The 19170-nt window shown below is 64.0% G+C and carries 18 protein-coding genes; 17 read left to right on the forward strand and 1 reads right to left on the reverse strand.

Going from position 1 to position 19170, the window contains the following annotated elements; translation table 11 throughout:
• Positions 1-297: 297 nt before the first annotated feature.
• The 3 genes from ACR9ZN_RS30130 (at position 298) to ACR9ZN_RS30140 (ending at position 3693) form a co-directional block, all read left to right on the forward strand.
• On the forward strand, positions 298-2469 hold the full coding sequence (locus ACR9ZN_RS30130; protein ID WP_481273960.1) for a right-handed parallel beta-helix repeat-containing protein: 2172 nt from the start codon (positions 298-300) through the stop codon (positions 2467-2469).
• Positions 2470-2584: 115 nt separating this feature from the next.
• A complete protein-coding gene (gene msrB, locus ACR9ZN_RS30135) occupies positions 2585-3061 on the forward strand; it encodes a peptide-methionine (R)-S-oxide reductase MsrB (RefSeq protein WP_481273961.1) in 477 nt (158 codons plus the stop codon).
• Positions 3062-3183: 122 nt separating this feature from the next.
• A complete protein-coding gene (locus ACR9ZN_RS30140; RefSeq protein WP_454813050.1) occupies positions 3184-3693 on the forward strand; it encodes a hypothetical protein in 510 nt (169 codons plus the stop codon).
• Here the strand turns inward: ACR9ZN_RS30140 and ACR9ZN_RS30145 are convergent.
• Positions 3665-4132 carry a winged helix-turn-helix transcriptional regulator gene (locus ACR9ZN_RS30145; protein WP_434955291.1) on the reverse strand — a complete coding sequence of 156 codons (468 nt, stop codon included), beginning with the start codon at positions 4130-4132 and terminating at the stop codon, positions 3665-3667. The two genes, ACR9ZN_RS30140 and ACR9ZN_RS30145, sit on opposite strands and share 29 nt — an antisense overlap.
• A 120-nt stretch (positions 4133-4252) precedes the next feature.
• On the opposite strand from ACR9ZN_RS30145, the gene ACR9ZN_RS30150 reads away from it, so the two are divergent.
• The 14 genes from ACR9ZN_RS30150 (at position 4253) to rnhA (ending at position 19161) form a co-directional block, all read left to right on the forward strand.
• Positions 4253-5296: an LLM class flavin-dependent oxidoreductase gene (locus ACR9ZN_RS30150; protein WP_481273962.1), complete on the forward strand. Its 1044-nt coding sequence runs from the start codon at positions 4253-4255 to the stop codon at positions 5294-5296.
• Positions 5297-5497: 201 nt separating this feature from the next.
• A complete protein-coding gene (locus ACR9ZN_RS30155) occupies positions 5498-7060 on the forward strand; it encodes an FGGY-family carbohydrate kinase (protein WP_481273963.1) in 1563 nt (520 codons plus the stop codon).
• A 149-nt stretch (positions 7061-7209) separates the two neighbouring features.
• Positions 7210-8229 (forward strand): substrate-binding domain-containing protein, encoded by a 1020-nt coding sequence (locus tag ACR9ZN_RS30160; protein WP_434955294.1) that lies wholly within the window; start codon positions 7210-7212, stop codon positions 8227-8229.
• A 287-nt stretch (positions 8230-8516) separates the two neighbouring features.
• The gene (locus tag ACR9ZN_RS30165; RefSeq protein ID WP_434955295.1) at positions 8517-9503 is read left to right on the forward strand and encodes an ABC transporter permease; all 987 of its coding nucleotides are present in this window, start codon (positions 8517-8519) and stop codon (positions 9501-9503) included.
• A 1-nt stretch (position 9504) separates the two neighbouring features.
• Positions 9505-10302 carry an ATP-binding cassette domain-containing protein gene (locus tag ACR9ZN_RS30170; RefSeq protein ID WP_434955296.1) on the forward strand — a complete coding sequence of 266 codons (798 nt, stop codon included), beginning with the start codon at positions 9505-9507 and terminating at the stop codon, positions 10300-10302.
• A gap of 706 nt (positions 10303-11008) precedes the next feature.
• Positions 11009-11326 (forward strand): hypothetical protein, encoded by a 318-nt coding sequence (locus ACR9ZN_RS30175; protein ID WP_481273964.1) that lies wholly within the window; start codon positions 11009-11011, stop codon positions 11324-11326.
• An 89-nt stretch (positions 11327-11415) separates the two neighbouring features.
• Positions 11416-13167: an ABC transporter permease gene (locus ACR9ZN_RS30180; RefSeq protein ID WP_481273965.1), complete on the forward strand. Its 1752-nt coding sequence runs from the start codon at positions 11416-11418 to the stop codon at positions 13165-13167.
• Positions 13168-13185: 18 nt separating this feature from the next.
• The gene (locus ACR9ZN_RS30185; protein ID WP_481273966.1) at positions 13186-14520 is read left to right on the forward strand and encodes an ABC transporter ATP-binding protein; all 1335 of its coding nucleotides are present in this window, start codon (positions 13186-13188) and stop codon (positions 14518-14520) included.
• Positions 14521-14619: 99 nt separating this feature from the next.
• Complete coding sequence (locus tag ACR9ZN_RS30190; RefSeq protein WP_434955299.1) at positions 14620-14889, forward strand: hypothetical protein; 270 nt, start codon at positions 14620-14622, stop codon at positions 14887-14889.
• Positions 14890-14969: 80 nt separating this feature from the next.
• The gene (locus ACR9ZN_RS30195; RefSeq protein ID WP_454813065.1) at positions 14970-16034 is read left to right on the forward strand and encodes a sensor histidine kinase; all 1065 of its coding nucleotides are present in this window, start codon (positions 14970-14972) and stop codon (positions 16032-16034) included.
• 4 nt (positions 16035-16038) lie between these two features.
• A complete protein-coding gene (locus ACR9ZN_RS30200) occupies positions 16039-16674 on the forward strand; it encodes a response regulator transcription factor (RefSeq protein ID WP_434955301.1) in 636 nt (211 codons plus the stop codon).
• A gap of 62 nt (positions 16675-16736) precedes the next feature.
• Positions 16737-17726 (forward strand): 4-hydroxy-3-methylbut-2-enyl diphosphate reductase, encoded by a 990-nt coding sequence (gene ispH / locus ACR9ZN_RS30205; protein WP_434959596.1) that lies wholly within the window; start codon positions 16737-16739, stop codon positions 17724-17726.
• Positions 17726-18691 (forward strand): homoserine kinase, encoded by a 966-nt coding sequence (locus tag ACR9ZN_RS30210; protein ID WP_434955302.1) that lies wholly within the window; start codon positions 17726-17728, stop codon positions 18689-18691. The genes ispH and ACR9ZN_RS30210 overlap by 1 nt, the downstream gene beginning before the upstream one ends.
• Positions 18688-19161 (forward strand): ribonuclease HI, encoded by a 474-nt coding sequence (rnhA, locus tag ACR9ZN_RS30215; RefSeq protein WP_149251830.1) that lies wholly within the window; start codon positions 18688-18690, stop codon positions 19159-19161. The genes ACR9ZN_RS30210 and rnhA overlap by 4 nt, the downstream gene beginning before the upstream one ends.
• Positions 19162-19170 lie beyond the last annotated feature (9 nt).

Raw genomic sequence — 19170 nt, forward strand, 5'->3', positions numbered from 1 at the left:
GGGATGCACCAAGCTCGGGGGGCATCGTGCTGATCTTTCTCAGGCGGAGTGACGATACCGGATTTCAGCCCTAGGCCTCCAGGCGTCATCCAGGAGAAGTTGTAGCCACTGAGGGAAACTTCTCGTTCGAAGGCTTCTTTCTGTTTATAATATTTAAATTCTGCACATATTTTCTTTGATCTTAAGTATATATTTTATTGGAATTGAGCATTCTAGATAATTATTTCTATATAGTACTGGATTTTAGCAATTTTCAGGCCTATCAGCGGCTCGTTAATTGGAATCTTGTCTTTCATCATGAAATCTTCGAGCTTGTTCGCCGCGGTTCTCCTCGCCAGCACCGCTCTCTCCAGCCATGCCTTCGCGCAGATGCAGCAACCCCTGGTCGAGATCGAGGGCGGCCTCATCCAGAACAAGGGCTATGGAGGCATCGGCGTCTTCCTGCCGTTTCTCATCGATGATCGGAATGGCATCTTTTTCGATGCCAGCGGCAGGCTCGCCAAGGGCTCGGCCCGGCAGGCCTCCCTCGGCCTGGGCTACCGCCGTCGCTTCGGGCAGGACTGGGTGATCGGCACCTATGGCTATTTCGATCTCTTCAAGAGCGACTATGGCAATCGCTTCAATCAGTGGTCCTTCGGCGTCGAGGCGATCGGCCCCGCCTATGAGGGGCGCGCCAATGTCTACCTGCCCGGGAGCCGGGAGACCTATCTGCCCGGCCTGAGCCGCGCCTTCGTCTCCGGGGACGAGCTGCGTTTCCAGGCCGGCCGCGAGTTTGCCCGGGCAGGCGGCGATGCGGAAGTCGGTTTCCGTGTGCCCGATTTCCTGGAGGAGATGGCAGCGCAGGTGAAGGTGTTCGGCGGCGCCTATTGGTATGACGGCCGCAATCGCGTCGACGATACCCCCGGGGTTAAGGCCCGGACGGAAATCACCTTCGCCAAGGTGCCGGGCCTTCCCGGGGCGACCTTCGCGCTCGGCGCCTCCGTCTCCTACGACAGGGGGGACCGCACCAAGTTCGGCCTGACGGCCCGGCTGCGCGTGCCGCTGGGCGGCAGCGCGCGTGGCGGAGACGGCGCCTTCGACGCCATGTTCCAGCGCGTCGAGCGCGCCAGCCTGGTGCGCACCTATGCCGGCGCTTCCGGCCCGATCGAGCGGGCCGAATATGTCGCCAGCGGCCAGGCCGTCGGCAAGGTCGTCAAGATTACCTCCGGGAGCGGTCGTGCCGCGGTGATCAACGACAGGCTTGCCGCGGGCGGCGACAACGCACTGGTGCTCGCCAATGGCGAGATTGCCCTCGACCAGTCGCTGCAACTGGGTCAGGGACAGCATCTGCTCGGCGGGGGCGGTGGGATCGCCGTGCGCGGCGCCTCCAGCCGACAAGAAACCGTGTTCCGCAACCAGGGGCCTACGGCCCGGCTGACGGGTAGCAGCCCACTGGCCAATGTCGTCACCATGGCCAGCGGCAGCGAAGTCGCCAGCTTGGCGATCTCGGGCGGGCTGGCCGGCATTGCCGGCAATGGCGCCAGCAATCTGACGATCCGTGACGTCGATATCAACCGCACGGCGGCCGACGGCATTCGGCTCGACAACGTCACCGGCGCCCTTATCGATGGGGCCAGGATTCATGACCTCTATATCTGCGACAACAACAGCGAATGCGAATTCGCTGTCGGTAACCCCAACCGCGCGCCCCATGCGGCCATCAGTGCTCTCGGCAGCCGGGATCTCACCATCCGCAACACGGCGATCGACAGCGTGACCTACGGCATCTTCGTCGGCAGCCGTATCGACGACAGCGACTGGCCTGTGGTCATCACCCATGCGGCAGAGAACATCAGCATCGACAATGTCGCCATCAGCCGCTCGCGGCGCGAAGGCGTGCTGCTGGTCGCCGCCAAGGGGGTGACGATGAACAAGGTCGGTGTCGACAATTCCCAGCAGGGCCTGGACATGGATCTGGTGGTGCTGCAGGGCACTTCGGATGTCACCATCAGGGACATGAACCTGAAGGGCGGCATCAATGGACTGATGCTGGTTACGGCCTCGACCCTGCCAGAGGCGGCCAGGACCACCAATGTGCGCGTGGATGGCCTGACGGTCGACGGCACCCGCAATGCCGGCATCTTCCTCAACCCGGTCTCCGACATCCATTTCAAGAACGTCTCGATCTCGAATGCCGGCACCTACGGTGCCTTCATCTATGGCAGCGACTGGGATTTCCTGGGCGGTCCGGTAAAGAATGTCAGCTTCGAGAATATGCGCGTCGACAAGGCCGGCACGGCGGGGCTCTATTTCATGGGCCCGGCGATCGACATCCGTGGTGACGTGGCGGTTTCCGGCACGCCCCGCAATTGCCTGGTCTCGAGTTTCGGTTCCTATGTCAATGGCTCGCTCACCCAGCCCGCGGGTTCCAGGCTCACGCTCAATGGCAGCGAACTCAACGCCGGCAATTTCGAAGAGAATTGCCTATAATCGCCAGTGATGAGGGTGGCCACGTCGGAGCGGAGCCAGGAGTGGTAACAAGGCAGGTGCGGTTGTCGTAGGATGGGGGAGGGGTCTGACGACCATCCTGCGAGGAGACTTGCCCATGCCGACACGCCGTGATTTTCTGCGCTTGGCGCTGCTGGGAAGCGCAAGCTCCGCCTTCGCGCAGTCGGCTGCGGCGGGGCCTGCTCGCCTCACGCTCAGCGAGGCGGAATGGCGCCGGCGGTTGACGCCATCCCGTTTCGCCATTCTGCGAGAGGCCGGTACCGAACCGGCCTTCACCAGTTCGTTGCTGCATGAGCAGCGGGCAGGGCGCTTCGCCTGCGCGGGCTGCGGCGCGGCCCTGTTCTCGTCCCGGACCAAATATGACAGCGGTACCGGCTGGCCGAGCTTCTGGGCTCCGATCGGCCGGTCGGTACGCACCAGCCGGGACACCAGTCTCGGCATGGTCAGGGCCGCGGTCGCCTGCACCCGTTGCGAGGGGCATCTCGGCCATGTCTTCGACGATGGTCCGAAGCCGACAGGGCTGCGCTATTGCATCAATGGGCTGGCTTTGGCTTTCGTGCCCGGCAGGGCCTGATAAGTCGTTTCTGAAAAGAAACGGCCCTCGAAGCATAGCCGCAGTTTGTTCGTGAATTGTTCTTGTTTCTGGCACGCGCCAAGGTATGATTGCGCATTCCTTCCCTTCGGAGAGATTGCGCAATGCCCACCTTCAGCCGCGCCGGCCTGGCCCTCATGGCGCTGATTGCCCTGCAAACCGGGCCTGTCCTGGCCGAGACGGCGGCCTGCAAGCCGTTCAAATGGTCGCTTACGCGGGAACAGGGCTGGTTCCAGGCCTCACCGCCAACCTTGGCTTCGGGCGCAACGCTGGCCAAGGTCGACGGTGCCGCCGACCTCCAGCTCAGCCCGGTGTCGGATCTGAAATTTCCCGTGACGTCCGGCCGCAAGCCGGCAACCGATACCTATGGGGCCTTGCTGACCCTGCCGCCGATCGAAAAGGCCGGCCTCTATCAGGTCACGCTCTCGGAAGAGGGCTGGATCGACGTCGTGCAGGCCGGGGCAACGGTGAAATATTCGGCCGCGACGGGCCAGAAGGCCTGCACAGGCCTGCGCAAGAGCGTGCGCTTCAACCTGCAGCCGGGGCCGGTCTCCCTGCAGATCAGCGGCGTGAAGGCGCAGACCGTCAAGCTCGCTGTGGCGCCGGCCGAATAGCCGCCGGCGCGCGCTGCTCATCCAGTGTGGTTGCCCGCTGGACTGGACAGGTCCGGTCGAACATCGCACGCGCCTCCAAAATGGCGGCGCGGTTGGCGAAGGCCCATTGGCCGAGTGCATTCACCGGCATGCGCAGGGAATGGCCGAGTTCGGTGAGCTCATAGTCGACGCGCGGCGGAATGCTGGGCGTCACTCTGCGGCTGATGAGGCCGTCGCGCTCCAGGCCCCGCAGTGTGAGCGTCAGCATGCGCTGGGAGATGCCGTCGATCCGACGCTTGATCTCGCTGAAACGCAAAGGCCCCTGGCTCAGCGCCATCACGATCAGGATGCTCCATTTGTCACCGATGCGCGACAGGATCTCGGTGACCGGCCGGCAGCTCTCGGTGAGGCTGCCCTTGTCCTCGTTCATGCCGGTTACACCCATGTCACCTACGGCCATGAATGTGCCTCCTTGTGCCTTACATGCCTGTACCATATTTAGCCTCAGTTACGTTTTGTAACCAGAAAATTTCAACCTGGAAAACCCGGGACGCTTCGTTCCTGGTGAGGCGCGATACATATGGAACTCGGCCTGTACACCTTCGCGGAAACCACCGCGGATCCCGCCACCGGCACCGTCATCGGCGCCGGGGAGCGCATCGCCAATCTGATGGAGGAGGTCGAGCTTGCCGACGAGCTCGGTCTCGATGTTTTCGGCATTGGTGAGCATCACCGTCCGGATTTTGCCGCTTCCACCCCCGCGGTGCTACTGGCGGCGGCGGCTATGCGCACCAAGCGCATCCGCCTCACCAGCGCCGTTACCGTGCTGAGTTCGGACGATCCGGTGCGGGTGTTCCAGGAATTCTCGACCGTGGACCTTCTGTCGGGCGGGCGGGCCGAAATCCTGGCGGGGCGGGGCTCCTTCATCGAGTCCTTCCCGCTCTTTGGCTACGACCTCAAGGACTATGACAGCCTGTTCACGGAAAAGCTGGAACTGCTGCTGAAATTGCGCGAACAGACCACGGTGAGCTGGCAGGGCGAGCATCGCGCGCCGCTCGACCGCCAGAGCGTCTATCCGCGGCCGGTCCAGCAGCCTCTGCCGATCTGGGTCGGTGTCGGCGGCAATCCCCAATCGGTGATCCGCGCCGGCACGCTCGGCCTGCCGATGGCACTCGCCATCATCGGCGGGGAGCCGGCACGCTTCAAGCCGCTGGTCGATCTCTATCGCGAGGCGGCGCACCGGGCCGGGCACGATCCGGCCAAGCTTCCGGTCAGCATCAATTCGCATGGCTATATCGGCGAGGACGGCGACAAGGCAGCGGACGAGATCTTTCCCTACTATGCCGACGTCATGGGCCGCATTGGCCGTGAACGCGGCTGGCCGCCGCTGAGCCGGGCGCAATTCGAGGCCTCGCGCGCGCCTCGCGGTTCGGATTTCGTCGGCGATCCCCAGCAGGTCATCGACAAGATCTTGGCCGAACACGAATTGTTCCGGCACCAGCGCTTCCTGATCAAGTTCTCGATGGGCAGCATTCCCCATGCCAAGATGATGAAATCGATCGAGCTGTTCGGTACCGTGGTCGCCCCCGCCGTCCGCAAGGCGCTGGCTCCCGTCCCGGCATAGGGATCTCAAAGCAACGCTTTTGCTTGAAAGTATACAAAAGTGTTGCTTTGCTGGGGCCGACGCCTAAGCTGGGCCTGTACCAGAGCAAAACGCGTTCAAGTGTGAACGCTTGCTTGCTCTGGACTCTTCGGTTCGACGCGTCTTTACGATTCTTGGCGGTCCCGCCAGATCGCAAACCGCTCTTGCAGGAAAGGCCCAGCCATGACACGTCGCTATCTGATCGGCCTCGACTATGGCACGGAATCGGCGCGTGGCGTGCTTGTCGATGCCGATAGCGGCGAGCAGGTCGCCAGCCATGCGCTGCCCTATCGGCATGGCGTGATGACCCGCCTGCCGGATGGTCCGGCCCTGCCGTCGCTCTGGGCGCTCCAGAACGCGGACGACTATGTCGAGACGGCCCAGGCGATCCTCTCGGCTCTCGGCCGAGACAGGCAGATCGAAGGCATCGGCCTCGGCTTCACCGCCAGTTCGCCGTTGCCCGTTACGGCCGAGGGCGTGCCGCTCTCCCGCATCCATCCGCGAGAGCCGCATGCCTATGTGAAGCTGTGGAAGCATGGGGCAGCCCAGGCGCAGGCCGAGGCCATCAATGCTCGGGGAGGGGCCTTCCTCGACAATTTCGGCGGGAAACTCTCGGCCGAATGGCTGCTGGCAAAAGCGGCGCAATTGGCGCAGGAGGCGCCGCGGCTATGGCACGAGACGGAACGCTTCATCGAGGCGGGTGACTGGCTCGTCTGGCAATTGACGGGCGCGGAAACACGCAGCCTCGGCTTTGCCGCCTACAAGGCGCAATATGCCGAAGGGACGGGCTATCCCGACGGCATCGTTCCCGATCTCGCCGATCGCCTGACGCAGCCCCGGCGGGTCGGTACCTCGGCGGGGGGCTTGTCGCCGGCCTGGCGCGAACGCACCGGCATTCGCCGGCAGGCGGCGATCGCCGTGGCGGTGATCGATTCCCACGTCGTCCTGCCGGCCGTCGGCGGCGTCAGCGATGGCTGCCTCGTCGGGGCGCTTGGTACCTCCGCCGTCTATCTAATGCTGGGGCGGCAGTTCCGGCCCTTGCCACAGGGGATCGAGGGCGTGGCCTTCGACGGATCGGTGCGGGACCTGTGGTGCTACGAATCGGGGCAGGCTGGTTTCGGCGATACGCTCGCCTGGTTCGTTAAAACTTTTCCGCGCGCTGCTGAGACGGCGGAGAATTTCCGGCTCTACAATGCCGAGGCAGCCGGCCTGGTGCCGAGCTCCAATCACCTCCTGGCGCTCGACTGGTGGAGCGGCAACCGCGTGCCCCTAGCCGATTCAGGCTTGAGCGGTTTGCTCGTCGGTCTGACCACGGGCACGACGGCTGCCGGCATCTATCGGGCCCTGCTGGAATCCCTGGCCTATGGCGCGCGCAGCATCCGGGACCTCTTCGTTGCCGGAGGCTTTCACATCGACCGTCTCATCCTGTCGAGTGGCCTGGCCCGCAACAACCCCCTGCTGGTGCAGATCATGGCCGATGTCCTCGCGCAGGAGGTCGAGGTGCCGGAGATCGACAATCCCACAGCGGTGGGCGCTGCCATCCATGGCGCGGTCGCGGCCGGCGTGGTCGCCGACTATCCGGAAGGCGCGGCGCGGTTCGGCGCGCGCGAATTCAAGATCTATCGGCCGGGGAGCGAGGCGGCATCCGTCTATGCCGATCTCTATCGCAACTATGCCGCGCTGGCAGGCGATACATCCTTGCGTAGCGTGATGCATGCGCTCAACCGGATCGGCAATCCGCGATAGCCCGGAAGACGCACGGAATGTTATGCCTGAAAACAGGCAAAATATATTTGCATTCATTCAGCGATGATGCATTAATCCGCAGCCTACGATGGAAAGGCCATCGTCGAGAAGAGAGCGCTAAGCTCCATTCATAAATCTGGGAGGATTTCATGTCAGCGCTCCGCTTGAGCCGCATCTTCGCATCCACTGCTCTCGCCACCACGGCCGCCCTCGGCTTTGCCGTGTTTTCGTCCCTCGCCGTGGCCGACAAGGCCCAGGCGGCAGGGGAGGTGATCGTCGGCCTGGTCACCAAGACCGAGGTCAACCCCTATTTCGTCAAACTGCGCCAGGCCGCCGAGGCCGAAGCCAAGAAGAAGGGCATCAAGCTGATCGCCCGCTTCGGCAAGTTCGACGGCGACAACGAAGGCCAGGTCGCAGCGATCGAGGATCTCATCTCGGCGGGCGCCAAGGGCATCCTGGTGACGCCCAACAACTCGACCGGCATGCTCGGCATCATCAAGAAGGCCCGCGACTCCGGCGTCCTGGTGATCGCGCTCGACACGGCGACCGATCCTGCCGATGCGGTCGACGCCACCTACGCCACCGACAATTTCGAGGCCGGCGTGAAGCAGGGAACCTATGCCAAGAAGGCCCTGGGCGACAAGAAGCCGGTGCTCGCCATGCTCGACGGCACGCCGGGCGGCACAGTCGATACCTTCCGCCACAACGGCTATCTGCAGGGCTTCGGCATCAAGGAGGGCGACCCGGTCATCGCCGGCTCCGCTATCACCAATGGCGCGCAGGACAAGGGCCAGACCGGTATGGAGAACCTCCTGTCCAAGAATGGCGACATCAACGTCGTTTACACCATCAATGAGCCGGCGGCGGCCGGCGGCTATGCGGCGCTGAAATCCTTCGGCAAGGCCAAGGGCGTGATGCTGACCTCGATCGACGGCAGCTGCCAGGGCGTGAAGGACGTCAAGTCCGGCAAGGTCGCCGCGACCGTGATGCAGTTCCCCTACAAGATGGCGGTCGCCGGCGTCGATGCCGTCGCCGAATACGCCAAGACCGGCAAGAAGCCGAGCGGCTTCATCAACACCGGTTCGGAACTGATCACCGACAAGCCGATGTCGGGCCTCGATTCCAAGGACACCGCCTGGGGCCTCAAGAACTGCTGGGGCGGCGAATAAGCCGCACTGGTATCTCACTTTGTTGGAACCGGTATACCCGCATACCCTGCGTACTCGGAATAGAGCGCAGGCTTTCCTTCCCCGGCTTTTCGGGGAAGGTGGCATTTCGAAGAAATGACGGAAGGGGGAGGGTGGCGTGACAGGGCAATAATCTGTCAGGTTGCGCTACTCTCCCCTATCCGGCCCGGCTCTGCCGGTCTACCTTCCCCGAAACCGGGGAAGGATACTCGCGCATTATTCGGCTTGGCCAGGGGATGCGTACCGCCATCCGTATCGTCGAGGATTGTATGAGCACGACCACGGTTCCCGCGCCCGAAGAGAAGCGCAGCCTCCTGGCGCGTATCTTCGCGGTGCCTTCGGCTGGACCCTTCCTGGTACTGGCGCTGTTCTGCGTCATCTTCGCCAGCATCAACGAGCGCTTTCTGGCCCTGCAGAACATATCGCTGATCCTGCAGCAGACCGTGGTGGTCGGCACGCTGGCGATCGGCCAGACCCTGATCATCCTGACGGCGGGCATCGACCTCGCCGTGGGCGCGATCTGCGTGCTCGGCACCATCATCGCAGGCAAGATGGCGGCGCTCGGCTATGATCCCGTCCTGTCCATGGGCGTGGCAATCCTGCTCTGCACCCTGTCGGGCACCGTCGCTGGCGGCCTGATCAGCGGCCTGAAGCTGCCTCCCTTCATCGTCACGCTCGGCACGCTCGGCATCATCACGGCTGCGCTTCGCCTGATCTCGGCCGGCGGTGCCTTTCCGGTCGACGATGAATTCCTGAGCTGGACGGGCAATGGCGAGGTGATCGGCGGCTTCGTGGTCACCTATGGCGTCATCGCCATGCTGCTGCTTTATGCCCTGGTCTGGTATCTCCTGAACCAGACCAAATGGGGCCGCCACGTCTATGCCATCGGCAACAATGCCGAAGCGGCACGGCTGGTCGGCATCCCGGTCCGCCGGCACCTGCTTTCGGTCTATGTGCTCGCCGGCCTGCTCTATGGCATCGCCGCCTGGCTGGCGCTCGGCCGCATTCCCAATGCCGATCCGAATTCGCTGCAGACGGCCAATCTCGATTCGATCACCGCCGTGGTGATCGGCGGTACTTCGCTGTTCGGTGGCCGCGGCGGCATCATCGGCACGCTGATCGGCGCGCTGATCGTCGGCGTGCTGCGCAACGGCCTGACGCTCGCCGGCATCGATCCGCTCTGGCAGGACCTGATCACGGGTGTGCTGGTGATCGTGGCGGTGGCCTTCGACCAGCTCTCGCGCGGGAGGCGCTGATATGACGGCACCTTCTTCTTCAGAGGTCATTCTCGAGGCCCGCAACATCATCAAGCGCTATGGCCATGTCACGGCGCTTGACGGGGTGGATTTCGAGCTGCGCAGGGGCGAGATCCTTGCCGTTGTCGGCGACAACGGCGCCGGCAAGAGTTCCTTGATCAAGGCGCTGACCGGAGCGCTGCGGCCCGACAGCGGCGAGATCCTGCTCGACGGCCAGACAGTGCATTTCAAGGGGCCGCTCGATGCCCGCCATCGTGGCATCGAGACCGTCTACCAGGACCTGGCTGTGGCCCCGGCCCTCGATATCTCCTCAAATCTCTTCCTCGGGCGCGAGCTGCGCATGCCCGGCGTGCTCGGCTCCGTGTTCCGTCGCCTCGACAAGACACGCATGCGCGAGGAAGCGCGCAAGGCCATGGCGGAACTGAAGTTCCGGTTGCCTTCGATCCATAATGCCGTGGAGGCCCTGTCGGGGGGGCAGCGCCAGGGTGTGGCGGTGGCCCGCGCCGCTTTGTTCGCCAAGAAGCTGGCGATCATGGACGAGCCGACGGCGGCGCTCGGCGTGCGCGAGACCGGCCAGGTGCTGGAACTGATCCGCACTATCCGTGATCGCGGCCTGCCCGTCGTGCTGATCAGCCACAACATGCCCAACGTCTTCGAGTTGGCCGACCGCATCCACATCATGCGCCTGGGCCGCCGGGCCGCCGTGGTAAGCCCCAAGACCCACTCGATGGCCGACGTGGTGGCCATCATGACCGGCGCAATCAAGGTCGAGGATTTCGAAAAGCGCGGGCAGGGGTGATGCCGCCGAAGCGATGCTTCCGGATCGTACGTCGTGGCCGGGATTTGTAGCTCGCAACGGTCTGAGATAGGGCAGAACAAGGCGCGACCCGCCTTCTCCACGCAGTGGGGAAGTCCGCCACATCTTCGAAACGAAGATGTGGCTGTTCATTTCGCAGAAATGACGAATGGGGTGTAGCGGGCAGCGCACGGAACTCAAAAGATTGGCACGACTGTCGTGCCAATCTTGGAAGAATACTGCGCGGCACGCCACACCCCATCCGACCCGGCTTCGCCGGGCCGCCTTCCCCACTGCGTGGAGAAGGCGGGTCGCGCCTTATTTACCGTGGATGCGGCTATTATACACGCTGTACGTCGAACGATGCCGCCCGGCGTTCGTACGCGTCCATAAGCCCATACCAAGGTATGGTTCTCACACACCAAGGCACGGTTGACCCTGCTTTGGGGCAATGACAGAAGGGCTCTGTATTCGCGGTGCCCGACACCTTGAATATCCATCGAAAAATCAGCTGTGGAAGCACATGGACAACGATCGCAGTAGCCGTCCGGCTTCGGTCCTAGGCCGTCGCCGGAGGGGTGCGCCATCGATCTGGAACGCCGGCGGTCTCGCGCGCCGGGCGATGACCGGCCGGCTCTAAAGCGTTTTGCTCTAGTCCGCGCCGGCTTGCCTCGCGGGTCTGGCCAAAGGCGGCCCGACGAGGTGAAACATGAACAACGTCATTCCGTTCCGCGGCCGTATCTCGGCCGCCACGCCGCATGTTCGCGGCGCCGTCATCCTTGCCTTCCAGGCCAAGGCCCGTGCGGTTGCACCTGGCGCATCATTCAAGGAATTGGATGCGTCTTTCCGATCCGGTCGGATGGAAAAGCGCCCTGGCGCGATCCGTAGCGGTCTCCTGGCATCCTGGCATCTGAATCCGGATACGGGGCGGCTCGAATGCCGCTGGAGCCCGTCCGGTGCCGATGAAGAGACGGATGCCTCCCAATCCCTTTGTTCGAAATGCGCCGGGATGGCCGGCACGCACTGAGCTTGTCTCGGGAGGACCCCCTGCGTTCAGCGCCCGCCTGCCTGCCGACATCCCGCCTTTTCCGACCTTGCCCTCCAACGAGGTTCGCCATGGTTTTCCTACCCCATGACCGTTCCGGTCAGCGCTCAGTCGCGGCATTCGCCCGTGGGCGCCTCCTGCCCAATCTCTACGATCTGATCGCCTGCGGGCTGGTGATCGCGCTCATCGCTCTGGTGCTGCATGGCGCTGCCGCGATGCGGACGCCGCTCGATGCCCTCTCGGGGGCCCCGGTCTCGCTCGATCCGGCCCGCCTGCCGGAATACGCGCTGCGCACCACCTTGCGCATGTTCGCCGCCATCATCGCCTCGCTGGTCTTCACCTTCGTGGTGGCTACGCTGGCGGCCAAGAGCCGGCGGGCCGAGCTGATCATCATCCCGGCCCTCGACATCCTGCAGTCGGTTCCGGTGCTGGGTTTCCTGACCTTCACCGTCACCTTCTTCATGGGCCTGTTTCCCGGCAGCCAGCTCGGGGCGGAGTGTGCCTCGATCTTCGCGATCTTCACCAGCCAGGCCTGGAACATGGCCTTTTCCTTCTACCAGTCCCTGCGCACGGTGCCTGGAGACCTGGACGAGGTGAGCCGTGGCTTCAGGCTGTCCGGCTGGCAGCGTTTCTGGCGCCTGGAGGCGCCGTTCGCGGCGCCGGGGCTGATCTGGAACACCATGATGTCGATGTCCGGCGGCTGGTTCTTCGTGGTCGCCTCCGAGGCGATCACAGTGGGCAATACGACCGTGCAGCTTCCCGGCATCGGCTCTTTCCTGGCGCTCGCCATCGACCAGAAGAACTTCGTCGCAGTCGGCTGGGCCGTGGCGACCATGGGCATCCTGATCATGCTCTACGATCAATTGCTGTCCCGGCCGGTGGTCGCCTGGGCCGACAAGTTCCGGGTCGAGCAGACGGCCAGCCAGCAAAGGCCGCGGTCCTGGGTCTACGACCTCATCCGCCATACCAGGCTGGTGAAGCGCCAGATCGCGCCGCTGGCCTGGATCTGGCAGCGCCTGATGCTGGTGCGCATCGGACGATCGGACAAGGCATCCTTTCGGTCCGGACGGGCGACCTCGCCTTTGATCGATCGCCTCTGGCTTGGCCTGGTGCTGGCCGTCACGGCTTGGGGGATCTGGGTGGCGATCGCCTATATGCGCCAGAGCCTGTCCTGGAGCGATGTGCTCGAAGCGCTGGGCGGCGGCCTCGCGACGCTGTTGCGCGTCATCGTCCTCATCGCGGTGGCAAGCCTGATCTGGGTGCCGATCGGCGTGCTGATCGGCCTGCGCCCGGCTCTGGCCGAGCGGGTTCAGCCTTTGGCCCAGTTTCTGGCCGCCTTCCCGGCGAACGTGCTGTTTCCCTTCGCCGTCATCGCCATCGTCGCGACCGGGGCAAGTCCCGACATCTGGCTGTCGCCCCTGATGGTGCTGGGAACCCAGTGGTACATCCTGTTCAACATCATCGCCGGCGCAAGCGCCTTTCCGACCGACCTCAGGGAGGCGGCTTCGGTCTACCAGATCCGGTCCTGGACCTGGTGGCGCCGGGTGATCCTGCCCGGGATCTTTCCCTATTACGTGACCGGCGCCCTCACGGCTTCGGGTGGCTCCTGGAACGCCAGCATCGTCGCCGAACTCGTGAGCTGGGGAAATACCAAGCTCGAGGCCTATGGCCTCGGCTCCTACATCGCCAGGGCGACCGAGGCGGGAGACTTTCCGCGTGTCGTGCTCGGCATCGCCGTGATGTCGCTCTTCGTCACCTTGTTCAACCGCCTGCTGTGGCGTCCGCTCTACGTCTTCGCGGAACGCCGCCTGCGCCTCGACTGATCTTCCGGAGATATCGCCATGAATGCTCCCGTCACAATGAATGCTCCCGTCACCATCAAGGATACCCCGCTGGTCTCCGTCCTCGGCGTGCGTCAGACCTATGACAAGGGCGGGTCGAGCCCGCTGGTCGTGCTCGACAGGGTCGACCTCATGCTGCAGGCCGGCGAAATCGTCGGCCTGCTTGGCCGTTCCGGCTCCGGCAAGTCGACGCTGCTGCGCGCCATCGCCGGGTTGCTCCGGCCCAGCGAGGGGCAAGTCTCTTTCCAGGGCGAGCCCGTCAGCGGCACACGCAGCGGCATTGCGCTGGTTTTCCAGAGCTTTGCCTTGTTTCCCTGGCTCACCGTGCAGCAGAATGTCGAGTTGGGGCTCGAGGCACAGGGCGTCCTGCCGGCCGAGCGCCGCAAGCGAGCCCTGGCCGCGATCGACCTGATCGGGCTCGATGGTTATGAGAATGCCTATCCCAAGGAGCTTTCGGGTGGCATGCGCCAGCGTGTCGGCCTTGCCCGTGCCCTCGTGGTGCACCCCAAGCTGCTCTTGATGGACGAGCCCTTCTCGGCACTCGACGTGCTCACCGCCGAGACCCTGCGCACGGATCTGCTCGATCTGTGGTGCGAAGGCCGCATGCCGATCGAAGCCATCCTGATGGTCACCCACAACATCGAGGAGGCGGTGCTGATGTGCGATCGCATCCTGATCTTCGGCTCCAATCCGGGCCGGGTGATCGGCGAGGTCCGGGTCGATCTGCCCCAGCCGCGTAACCGGCTCGACCCGGCCTTTCGCGCCTTGGTGGAGGATATCTATGCGCGCATGACGGCTCGCCCGGGTTCGGCTCCGACGCGGGATGGCCTCTTCCCCGGCACCGGCATCGCCATGGTGCTTCCCAAGGTCTCCTCCAACGAACTCGCCGGCCTGATCGAGGCGGTGGCGGCGGCCCCCTATCACGGCAAGGCGGACCTGCCGCCTTTGGCCGCGGGCTTGCATCTGGAGATCGACGAACTCTTCCCGGTCGCTGAAACCCTGCAGCTGCTGCGTTTCGCCGAGCTGGAGGGCGGCGACATCCGCCTCACCGCGGCCGGCAAGCGCTTCGCCGAAAGCGAGGTGGACGAGCGCAAACGGCAGTTTGCACAGCAATTGGCGACCTATGTGCCGCTGGCGGCCCATATTCGCCGCATCCTCGACGAAAGGCCGAGCCATCAGGCGCCGGCCCGCCGCTTCCGCGACGAGTTGGAGGATCACATGTCCGAGGACTATGCGGCCGGCACCGTGCAGGCCGTGATCAGCCTTGCCCGTTATGCCGAATATTTCGCCTATGACGAGGCGGCTGATCTCTTCACGCTGGAGAATCCCAGTTGAACGCCTCGACGGCTTGATCATCGTCGATATCGTGGTCGTGCTCCCGCCACCGGCGCCGGCGGGAGCCTTGCCATCCTTCATGGTGAAGGCAGGTGAAACATGCTCCGGGACAATGAAGAACTCGCGCGGGCCCTCATCGCGCTGCAGGAGGCAGGCGGTCGGGTCGAAAACAGGGCATCTTTGCTGGCCATCGGCCTGCTCCTGTCGGGAGCGGACGGACTCTCCCGGCTCACGCGCCGGCTTTTCCTCCGCCGCAAGCTGTTGCCATCGGAGACACGAGGCTTGCTTCGGATTGCCGGAGGCTTCAACAAGATGGGTATCGTGCTGTTGCGCCGACATCTGAGGCGGCATTCCCGCCATCGCGCCTGATCATCCTGGTCATGCGCTTCGTGCGGATGGCGGCGGCAATATCTGGCAGGAAAGTGCGATTTCTCCGAGGAGCGCTGCTGGTGAGACGCGAACGCCTGGAATCGATGGTCGACACGCCCCTGCTATGGCTCGCCATGGCAGGGTTGGCCCTGTTCATTTTCGTCGCCGATACCGTCACCGATCTGGAGATCGCCGTTGCCGTGCTGCATGTCGCCGTGGTGCTGATCTCGGTATGGACAGGGCGGCCACGGACAGTGCTGATCGTCGGGCTGGTCTGCAGCATCCTCACCGTGCTCAGCTTCTTCATGACGGTGAGGGGCGATACCGAGGCCGGCATCGCCAATAGCGGTCTCAGCCTGCTGGCCATCGGCGCAACCACCTATCTCGCCATCCGGATCGAACTCGCCGATCTGGCGGTGCGCCGGGCGGAAGCCGATCTTGCCCGTATCTCGCGCATCACCATGCTGGGTGAACTCACGGCTTCCATTGCCCATGAGGTGAGCCAGCCCCTGGCGGCAATCGGTGCCAGCAGTAATGCTGCGCTGCGCTGGCTCTCGGCATCGCCGCCCAACCAGGCCGAGGCCCAGCATGCCCTCAAGCGGATCGTGGAAGCCGCCGAACGGGCAGGCGAGGTGGTGGAACGGGTCCGTCGCCTGGTGCGCCGGGCCCCTCCCTCGCGCGAGCCTGTCGACATGGTCGACGTGATCGACGAGACCTTGGCGCTGATGCGGGGCAAGCTGCGCGCGAATGCCATCCCGCTGCGGACCGAGCTGCTGCAGGGTCCGTTGCCCGTCATGGGCGATCGGGTCCAGTTGCAGCAAGTCCTGCTCAATTTCATCACCAATGCCATCGAGGCGACGGTGGAAACGAGGCAGGGAGATCGGGAGATAACGATCAACACCTCCTCGGACGACAGGGAGGTCACCATTGGTGTCACCGATACCGGGTCTGGCCTGTCGCCGCAGGCGATGGAGCACGTCTTCGACCCCTTTTTTACCACCAAGGAAGACGGTATGGGGATAGGACTGGCCATCAGTCGTTCCATCATCGAGGCACATGGCGGCAGTATCGAAGCCAAGGCTGCCGCACCGCGCGGAAGCGTCTTTCGCTTCACTTTGCCGTTGGCACGTGGACGCAAGGATTAGACCCATGTCGGAAGAAATCGCGACCGTCTATGTGGTGGATGACGATCCCATGGTCCGGGATGGGCTGGACAGCCTGCTGAGATCGGTCGGCTATCGTGTCCGCTGCTTTGCCTCACCCCGCGAGTTCATGCAGCAACCGCGCTCGAAGGGGCCTGCCTGCCTGGTGCTCGATGTGCGCATGCCCGGACAAAGTGGGCTTGACTTTCAAACCGAACTGGCCGGGGCAGGGGATGCGATCCCGATCGTCTTCCTGACCGGCCATGGCGACGTGCCGATGTCGGTCCGCGCCATCAAGGCCGGTGCCATGGAATTCCTGCTCAAGCCTTTCCGCGAGCAGGATCTTCTCGACGCTGTGACAGCATGCCTGGAGAAAAGCCGTGCGGAGAGTTTCGAAACGGGTTTGGTGGCAGACCTGCGCAAGCGTTATGCTACCCTGTCGCAGCGCCAGCAGGAGGTGATGGCGCTGGTGGTGCAGGGGCTTCTCAACAAACAGACGGCCGCGGAACTGGAATTGAGCGAGATTACCGTGAAGATCCATCGCGGCCAGGTGATGCGCAAGATGCAGGCCGATACGCTGGCCGATCTCATCCGCATGGCGGACCGCCTCGGGCTGCCGGGCAAACCGGCAGGTCGGGGATAGCGGCAGCTATGTCGCCAAAGCGCTTGACGGGCCTTGCGACGCGGCCCCATATCCGGGCCGAGATGATAGCTGAAAAACCCGCCCTCACCATTCTGCTCTGCTCTCCCCGCGGTTTCTGCGCCGGGGTGGTGCGGGCGATCGACGCCGTCGAGCAAGCCTTGAAGATCTATGGCCCGCCGGTCTATGTGCGACATGAGATCGTGCATAACAAATATGTGGTCGAGAATCTCAAGTCGAAAGGCGCCATCTTCGTTGAGGAACTCGACGAGGTGCCCGAGACGCGCGCGCCGGTGATCTTCTCGGCCCATGGCGTCGCCAAGTCGGTGCCAGCCGCCGCCGCTGATCGCAATCTGTTTGCCATCGACGCGACCTGCCCGCTGGTGACCAAGGTGCATCGCGAGGCCGAGATCCATCACAAGCGCGGCCGCGAGATCGTGCTGGTCGGGCATCGCGGCCATCCCGAAGTCATCGGCACGATGGGGCAACTGCCGGAGGGGGCCGTCAGCCTGGTCGAGACGGTCGCCGATGTCGCCGCCTTCACGCCGGCCAATCCGGACGCCCTCGCCTATGTGACGCAGACCACCCTGTCGGTCGACGACACCCGCGACATCGTCGCGGCGTTGAAGACCCGTTTCCCCTCGATCGTCGGCCCGCACAAGGAAGACATCTGCTACGCCACCACCAACCGCCAGGAGGCGGTCAAGGCGGTGGCGCCGCGGGTGGAAGGCTTCATCGTGGTGGGCGCGCCGAACTCCTCCAATTCGCAGCGCCTGCGCGAAGTGGCGGAGCGCTCCGGCTGCCTCATCTCGGAGCTGGTGCAGCGCGCCTCGGATATCGACTGGAGCCGGTTCGGTACCCTTAAATCCCTCGGCGTCGCGGCCGGCGCCTCTGCGCCGGAAATCCTGGTCGAGGAGATCCTCGATGCCTTTGCGGAGCGCTACGCCATCACCGTCGAGACCGTCTCGACCGCCGATGAGAGCGTGTTCTTCCCGCTGCCTAGGGATTTGAGGGAGAACGACGTGCGTAAAATTGCAGAAGATGTTGCTCGCTGATGGCCGTTTACACTGAAGTCAATGACGAGGATCTCGCCTGCTTCGTCGCCGAGTACGACATTGGCGGCGTGCTGGCCTGCAAGGGCATCGCCGAGGGCGTCGAGAACACCAACTACATCCTGCGGACCGAGAAGGGCGTCTATATTCTCACCCTCTATGAAAAGCGGGTGAAGCGGGACGACCTGCCCTTCTTCATGGCCTTGATGGAGCACCTTTCCGAAAGTGGCGTGACCTGCCCGACGCCGATCCGGCGACGGAACGGCAAGGTGCTGGGCGAGCTGGCCGGGCGGCCCGCCGCCCTGATCAGCTTCCTGGAAGGCGTCTGGATCAAGAAGCCGAATGTAGAGCATTGCGGCGCCGTCGGCCGTGCGCTCGCCGCCATGCACAACGCCACGCTCGGCTTCCCGATGGAGCGCCCCAACGCTTTGTCTCTTGCCGGCTGGGAGGCCCTCTACCAGCAGGCGGACGGTCGGGCCGACAGCGTGCAGCCGGGGCTCGATGCAGCCATTGCCGAGGAACTCGCCTTTCATAGGGCCCATTGGCCGCAGGGTTTGCCGACGGGCGTCATCCATGCCGACCTCTTCCCCGACAATGTCTTCTTCCTGAACGGGCGGCTTTCGGGCCTGATCGACTTCTATTTCGCCTGCACCGATAGTCTAGCCTATGACGTTGCGATCTGCCTGAATGCCTGGTGCTTCGAGCCGGATCATGCCTACAACGCCACCAAGGGCAGGGCGCTCCTGGCCGGCTATCGTGCCATCAGGCCGCTTTCCGATGCCGAGGTGGCAGCCATGCCCGTGCTGGCCCGCGGCTCGGCTCTGCGCTTCATGCTGACGCGCCTTGTCGATTGGCTCAACGTGCCGCCCGGTGCCCTGGTGAAGCCGAAGGATCCGCTGGAATATTGGAAGAAGCTGCGTTTCCACCAGCGCATCGCCAGCCCGGCCGAATACGGGTTCGAGCCATGACGACCAAGAAGGTGACGCTCTATACCGATGGCGCCTGCTCGGGCAATCCAGGCCCTGGCGGCTGGGGTGCCATCCTGATGTTCGGTGAGCACCGCAAGACCTTGTGCGGCGGTGCCCTGGAGACCACCAACAACCGCATGGAGCTGCAGGCGGCGATCGAGGGCCTGGAAGCCTTGACACGCGGCTGCGCGGTCGACCTCCATACGGACAGCCAATATGTCAAGAACGGCATTACCGGCTGGATCCATGGCTGGAAGCGAAATGGCTGGCGCACTGCCGACAAGAAGCCGGTGAAGAACGAGGATCTCTGGCGCCGCCTCGATGCGGCACTGGAGCGCCACGAGGTCGAATTCCATTGGGTGAAGGGCCATGCCGGCCACCCCCTCAACGAAGAGGCCGACCAGCTCGCGCGTGAGGGCATGGCGCCCTATCAGCAGGAAAAGCGGGATAGGGCGGCGGCTTTGTCGTGAGGGGCGGTG

The organism is Labrys sp. HAY1-8F, assembly GCF_056754975.1.

Excerpts from the sequence above, each read along its gene's own strand:
- ACR9ZN_RS30210 (WP_434955302.1), top strand. The coding sequence starts at position 17,726 with ATGGCCGTTTACACTGAAGTCAATGACGAGGATCTCGCCTGCTTCGTC.
- ACR9ZN_RS30175 (WP_481273964.1), top strand. The coding sequence starts at position 11,009 with ATGAACAACGTCATTCCGTTCCGCGGCCGTATCTCGGCCGCCACGCCG.
- ACR9ZN_RS30155 (WP_481273963.1), top strand. The coding sequence starts at position 5,498 with ATGACACGTCGCTATCTGATCGGCCTCGACTATGGCACGGAATCGGCG.
- ACR9ZN_RS30160 (WP_434955294.1), top strand. The coding sequence starts at position 7,210 with ATGTCAGCGCTCCGCTTGAGCCGCATCTTCGCATCCACTGCTCTCGCC.
- ACR9ZN_RS30185 (WP_481273966.1), top strand. The coding sequence starts at position 13,186 with ATGAATGCTCCCGTCACAATGAATGCTCCCGTCACCATCAAGGATACC.
- ACR9ZN_RS30170 (WP_434955296.1), top strand. The coding sequence starts at position 9,505 with ATGACGGCACCTTCTTCTTCAGAGGTCATTCTCGAGGCCCGCAACATC.
- ACR9ZN_RS30150 (WP_481273962.1), top strand. The coding sequence starts at position 4,253 with ATGGAACTCGGCCTGTACACCTTCGCGGAAACCACCGCGGATCCCGCC.
- ACR9ZN_RS30130 (WP_481273960.1), top strand. The coding sequence starts at position 298 with ATGAAATCTTCGAGCTTGTTCGCCGCGGTTCTCCTCGCCAGCACCGCT.
- ACR9ZN_RS30165 (WP_434955295.1), top strand. The coding sequence starts at position 8,517 with ATGAGCACGACCACGGTTCCCGCGCCCGAAGAGAAGCGCAGCCTCCTG.
- ACR9ZN_RS30145 (WP_434955291.1), bottom strand. The coding sequence starts at position 4,132 with ATGGCCGTAGGTGACATGGGTGTAACCGGCATGAACGAGGACAAGGGC.
- ACR9ZN_RS30140 (WP_454813050.1), top strand. The coding sequence starts at position 3,184 with ATGCCCACCTTCAGCCGCGCCGGCCTGGCCCTCATGGCGCTGATTGCC.
- ACR9ZN_RS30190 (WP_434955299.1), top strand. The coding sequence starts at position 14,620 with ATGCTCCGGGACAATGAAGAACTCGCGCGGGCCCTCATCGCGCTGCAG.
- ACR9ZN_RS30200 (WP_434955301.1), top strand. The coding sequence starts at position 16,039 with ATGTCGGAAGAAATCGCGACCGTCTATGTGGTGGATGACGATCCCATG.
- msrB (WP_481273961.1), top strand. The coding sequence starts at position 2,585 with ATGCCGACACGCCGTGATTTTCTGCGCTTGGCGCTGCTGGGAAGCGCA.
- ispH (WP_434959596.1), top strand. The coding sequence starts at position 16,737 with ATGATAGCTGAAAAACCCGCCCTCACCATTCTGCTCTGCTCTCCCCGC.
- ACR9ZN_RS30180 (WP_481273965.1), top strand. The coding sequence starts at position 11,416 with ATGGTTTTCCTACCCCATGACCGTTCCGGTCAGCGCTCAGTCGCGGCA.
- rnhA (WP_149251830.1), top strand. The coding sequence starts at position 18,688 with ATGACGACCAAGAAGGTGACGCTCTATACCGATGGCGCCTGCTCGGGC.